Raw genomic sequence first — 2,029 nt, forward strand, 5'->3', positions numbered from 1 at the left:
GAGCAGCACGACGAATGGGCCGAACAGCGCCGCTACCTCGGGCTCGACCTCATCACCCGCTGCCGGGCCGTCCTGAACCCCCAAAAGAGCGAGGAGGTAACCACCACAACGATCCCCGGCGCCCTCAGCGCCTAACCCCGGATCACGGAAGGATCACGATCGTCGTACACCACCCCCCAGGACTTGACCCCTCCTGGGCCCAGTGATAGCGATCCAACGGCGAGCTCGACACGTCGCGGGCCACGTCCTTCGAGGTAGCACCATCAATAATTTCGACAGCGATCGCGCACTCGCAGCGTTACCTGCTTGCGCCGGCTTCACAAGTATGTGAGTGACGACGTGGCTCGCACTGCGACGTGCTTCGGGCGCTGGACGCTCTGATGCTGTGCACTCGCGAGCAGCCGGGCCGGACGGCGCTCGGCACCGGTCCGGCGTCATCGGCTTCGTCGGCGGTGGACTTGTGCCGGAGTGGTTCCTCGACGCCGGCGGATGAGGGTGCCCAGTGTGGTGGCGTCGCGGTAGCCGACGGCATGTGCCACGGATCTCACGCTGAGATCGGTGGTGCGCAGTAGGTCGAGCGCCCGTTCGAGACGGATCTGCTGGACGTAGTGAACCGGGGTTGTTCCGAGCACCGACGAGGTGAGTCGCTGCAGGGTCCGCTGGCTCACGCCGAGGTCGGAGGCGAGCAGCCTGATGTCGATCGAGCCGGTGAGCCGGTCGCGCACGGCCCGGTCGAACGCGACGAGCACCGGGTCGGACGTCGGGAGAAGGTTCGGCCGCATCAGGTCGCCTTGCTGGGGACGGTCGCCGACGGCGAGGTAGTCGCTGACCGCGTCAGCGAGCCATGGGTTCACGCGGCGCACCAGCGACAACGCCAGATCGATGTGTGCCAGGGCCGCGCCCGCGGTGGTCACAGTCTCGCTGACGACCAGCGCCCGCGACTCGTCCAGCAGGACATCGGGGTAGCGGGCCCGAAAGGTAGGACCGAGCCACCAGCTGGTGGTGGCGACCCGCCCGGCGAGCAGGCCCGACTCGGCGAGCAAGAAGGTGCCGCTGCACGCTGCGGCCACCGCCACACCGTCGGCATGCAACGCGCGTACATCCTCGAGCACGTCGCTGGAGCTCACGGCCTGCAACAACTCATCGGTGTCGATCAGCCCCAGCGACGGGATGAGCAGGTGATCTGGCCGCGCCGCCGACAGTGTCGTTACCGGGTCGGTGGCAGCGGTGAGCCCGTAGCCCGTGGTCACCCGGTTGCCCGTGGCGTGCAGGGTCACCCTGAACGGGTCGATGTGCTCGTCGATGCGCGCGGCAAGCAGGTCCGCGGCTGAGAACACGTCACGAAGCAGACCCATTCCGGAATCTGCGACGCCGTCGACGAGCAAGATCGCGATGTGCATGTCGCAAACGCTAGAAGACTTGTCGTGATGGACGCAACACCTTGGGGCTTTCCATGGGAACCTCTAGAAGGAACAAGCGGCGAATGCGGGGTGCGAAGGCACGCCTCCGGTCCCGATGACGATGGAGGAACCATGACTGAGGTAACGGCCCATTCAGGTCTGCTCGGCACGACGAATGTGCACGTCGAGGACAGCGGTGGTTCGGGCCGGCCGGTCGTGCTGATCCACGGCTGGCCGCTGTCGGGCGAGTCCTGGTCGGAACAGATCGCGCCCTTGCAGGCTGCAGGGTTCCGCACGGTCGCCTATGACCGGCGTGGTTTCGGCCGCAGTGACAAGCCGCGCCGCGGCTATGACTACGACACGCTGGCTGACGACTTGGCTGCGGTACTTGATGAGCTCGACCTGCGCGACGTGACGTTGGTGGGTTTCTCGATGGGCGGCGGAGAGGCGGCCCGCTACGTCGGCAAGCACGGCCAAGAACGGCTGCACAGCGTCGTGTTCGCCTCCGCGGTTCCGCCGTATCTGGCCAAGACAGACGACAATCCGGACGGCCCGCTCGACGGCGAGACAGCCAACGGGATGGAATCTGGTCTCAAGGGAGACCGGGACGCCTTCTTCGACCAGTTCAC

Annotated in this window: 2 protein-coding genes and 1 pseudogene; 2 read left to right on the top strand and 1 reads right to left on the bottom strand. The window is 66.5% G+C overall.

Going from position 1 to position 2,029, the window contains the following annotated elements; translation table 11 throughout:
• Positions 1-135 (top strand): annotated as a pseudogene (locus Q0R63_RS07600) (IS256 family transposase); the annotation flags it as partial.
• A 299-nt stretch (positions 136-434) separates the two neighbouring features.
• Here the strand turns inward: Q0R63_RS07600 and Q0R63_RS07605 are convergent.
• Positions 435-1,400, bottom strand: a complete 966-nt coding sequence (locus tag Q0R63_RS07605) for a helix-turn-helix domain-containing protein (protein WP_295695938.1) — start codon at positions 1,398-1,400, stop codon at positions 435-437.
• A gap of 132 nt (positions 1,401-1,532) precedes the next feature.
• Between Q0R63_RS07605 and Q0R63_RS07610 the strand changes: the two genes are divergently transcribed.
• Positions 1,533-2,029 (top strand): alpha/beta hydrolase (locus Q0R63_RS07610; RefSeq protein ID WP_295695940.1); only part of this gene is annotated, 497 nt, incomplete at its 3' end.

The sequence above is a fragment of the Lapillicoccus sp. genome, from assembly GCF_025353065.1.
Taxonomy (GTDB): Bacteria; Actinomycetota; Actinomycetes; order Actinomycetales; family Dermatophilaceae; genus Lapillicoccus.